The 2,810-nt window shown below is 76.8% G+C and carries 3 protein-coding genes; 1 reads left to right on the top strand and 2 read right to left on the bottom strand.

The window, feature by feature from the left end:
- Nucleotides 1-55 precede the first annotated feature (55 nt).
- Nucleotides 56-448, bottom strand: a complete 393-nt coding sequence (locus ABEB16_RS20650; protein ID WP_345714066.1) for a YciI family protein — start codon at nt 446-448, stop codon at nt 56-58.
- A 142-nt stretch (nt 449-590) separates the two neighbouring features.
- On the opposite strand from ABEB16_RS20650, the gene ABEB16_RS20645 reads away from it, so the two are divergent.
- Nucleotides 591-1,526 carry an aldo/keto reductase gene (locus ABEB16_RS20645; RefSeq protein ID WP_345714065.1) on the top strand — a complete coding sequence of 312 codons (936 nt, stop codon included), beginning with the start codon at nt 591-593 and terminating at the stop codon, nt 1,524-1,526.
- On the opposite strand, the gene ABEB16_RS20640 is transcribed toward ABEB16_RS20645, so the two are convergent.
- On the bottom strand, nt 1,483-2,810 hold a 1,328-nt coding region (locus tag ABEB16_RS20640; protein WP_345714064.1), incomplete at its 5' end, for an AI-2E family transporter. The genes ABEB16_RS20645 and ABEB16_RS20640 overlap by 44 nt on opposite strands.

Here is a 2,810-nt window from a genome sequence, read left to right as displayed (position 1 = left end):
CCGCCGACGCGCCCGCCGCCACCGCCTCCGCCCGCCCCGCGTCAGCCGCGGCCGCTCAGGCGTCCTCGCCGCCGGGCCACATCACCGGTCGCAGCTCCACCACGCTGCCCGGCCCCGTGAACCGCGCGGCCAGCTCCTCCGCGCGCTCCCGCGTCGCGCAGTCCACGAGGAAGAGGCCCGCCAGGTGCTCCTTGGCCTCCGCGTACGGCCCGTCGGTGGCCAGGTGGCCCTGCGGCGTCCACGCGTACAGCGTCGCCGCCGCCGGGTCGCCCAGCGCCTCCGCCGCCACGAACTCCCCCGAGGCGGTGATCTCCGCGAGGAGCGCGTCGAACTCCCGGGACATCTCCTCGTGCTGCTCCGGCGGCAGCACGCGCCCCTCCGGCGTGTACCGCTCCGCCGGGTGCCCCCACGGGTCCGGGTTGCTGTGGATCAGGATCACGTACTTCACGGCTACCTCCTCGGCGCCAGCATGGCCCCCTGCGGGCCCCGGCACGAGGGACGTCGGAGCCGCGCCGCCGTCCTCGACACCCGCCGCACATCCCGCCGCCCTCCGGTCGCCGGGGGCCGCCACCACCGGCAGGCTCGGTCCCGTGAACCGCATCGGGACCAGCGAGCTGCACGTCACCCCCCTCTGCCTCGGGGCCAACCCCTTCGGCTGGACGGCCGACGAGGCCACCTCCCACGCCGTGCTCGACGCCTACGTCGGCGGCGGCGGCAACTTCGTCGACACCGCCGACGTCTACGGCCGCCGGCCCGGCGGCGAGCGCGGCGAGGCGTCGGAGGAGATCATCGGCTCCTGGTTCGAGCGCAGCGGCCGCCGCGACGACGTCGTCCTCGCCACCAAGGTCGGCAAGCTGCCCGGCGCCGAGGGGCTGTCGGCCGCGACGATCCGCCGGGCCTGCGACGCCTCGCTGCGGCGGCTGCGGACCGACCGCATCGACCTCTACTGGGCCCACGCCGACGACCCGGACACCCCGCTGGAGGAGACCCTCGGCGCCTTCGACGAGCTCGTCACCGCCGGCAAGGTCCGCCACGTCGCGGCCTCCATCTACGACGCCCCCCGCCTGGAGGCGGCGCTCGGGGTGTCCCGCCGCGAGGGCTTCACCCCCTACGTCGCCCTGCAGAACCACTACAACCTGCTGGAGCGCTCCGGCTACGAGGGCCGCACCGCCGACGTCGTCGCCGCCGAGGGCCTCTCCGCCGTGCCGTACTTCGCCCTCGCGATGGGCTTCCTCACCGGCAAGTACCGCCCCGGCACCGCCGTGGACAGCGTCCGCAGCGCCAGCGCCTCCCGGTACCTGGAGGACCCCCGCGGGCTGCGCGTCCTCGCCGCCCTCGACGACGTGGCCGCCGCCCACGCGGTACCCGTCACCGCCGTGTCGCTGGCCTGGCTGGCCGCCCAGGAGACCGTCGCCGCGCCCATCGCCAGCGCCCGCACCCCCGAGCAGGTCCCCGACCTCCTCGCCGCCGTCGAGCTGGAGCTCACGGGCGAGGAGCTGGCGCACCTGACGGCGGCGTCGAGCTGACCCACGCGGCGGGGACCACGGCATCGTCCGGGGCATCGGTCGGGGCGACCGCCGGAGCATCGGCCGGGGCACCCGCCGGGGCATCGGTCGGGGCGACCGCCGGGGCGACCGCCGGGGCACCGGCCCCGGCCGCCGCCGCTTCCACGTGCGCCGCGCCCGCCTCCCGCACGTAGCGGTACACCGTCGCCACCACCGCCGCCGCCGGCACCGCCAGGAAGCTGCCCGCGATCCCCCGCAGCGAGCCCCCCGCGGCCACCACCAGCAGCACCACCGCCGGGTGCAGCGACAGCACCCGCCCCACCAGGTAGGGCTGGAACACGTTGCTGTCCAGCTGCTGCACCACCAGCACCAGCGCGATGACCAGCAGCATCCGCGTGCCGCCGTGCGCCACCAGCGCCACCAGCGCCGCCAGCACCCCCGTGGCCACCGCCCCCACGATCGGCAGGAACCCGCCGAAGAACACCAGCACCGCCAGCGGCAGCGCGAACGGCACGTCCAGCAGCGCCAGCCCCACCCCGATGCAGACCGCGTCCAGCAGCGCCACCACCGCCTGGGAGCGGATGTAGCCGCCCAGCGCCGCCCACGTGCGGGCCAGCAGCTCCGGCAGGTGCCCTCCCGCGCGGGTGCCCACCTGCGCCGCCAGCCACGGGGCGAAGCGCGGCCCGTCCTTGAGGAAGAGGAAGCACAGCACCAGGGCCAGCAGCGCCGTCAGGATGCCGCCGCCGATGCTGGACAAGCTCCCCAGCAGCGCGATCGCCGCGTCCTGCACACCCTCCTGCAGGCGCACCAGCAGGGTGTCGGCCGTCCGCGTCAGCTGGTCGGTGTCCACCGCGAAGGGCAGCTGCTCCAGCGGCCCCAGCGGCGGGTCGTTCACGACGCGCTGGACCGTCGCCAGCCCCCCGCCCACCTGCCCGGCCAGCTGCTGCACCTGCCCCGTCATCCGGGGCACCAGCACCGCCACCAGCCCGGCGAGCAGACCCAGCGTGCCCAGCACCGCCACGGCCGCCGCCACGGCGTCCGGCAGCACGGTGCGCATCCACCGCACCGGCGGCCACAGCAGGGTCGCCAGCAGCAGCGCCACCGCCGCGGGCAGCACCACGCTCCACAGCTGGACGACGACCCAGGTCAGCAGGGCCAGGCCCGCGGCGATGACGAGCAGCCGCAGGCTCCACGTCGCCACCCGCGCCACGGCGCGGTCCAGCAGGCCGTCACCGGCAGGCGTCCACAGCCCCGGCACCACCGCGGCACGGGACGGGGGCGCCGGGTGCGGCGCGGGCGGGCCGC

Source organism: Kineococcus glutinatus (assembly GCF_039542765.1).
Lineage (GTDB): Bacteria > Actinomycetota > Actinomycetes > Actinomycetales > Kineococcaceae > Kineococcus_A > Kineococcus_A glutinatus.
The sequence above is the reverse complement of the archived record's forward strand: the minus strand, read 5'-3'. Positions and strand labels throughout refer to the sequence as shown.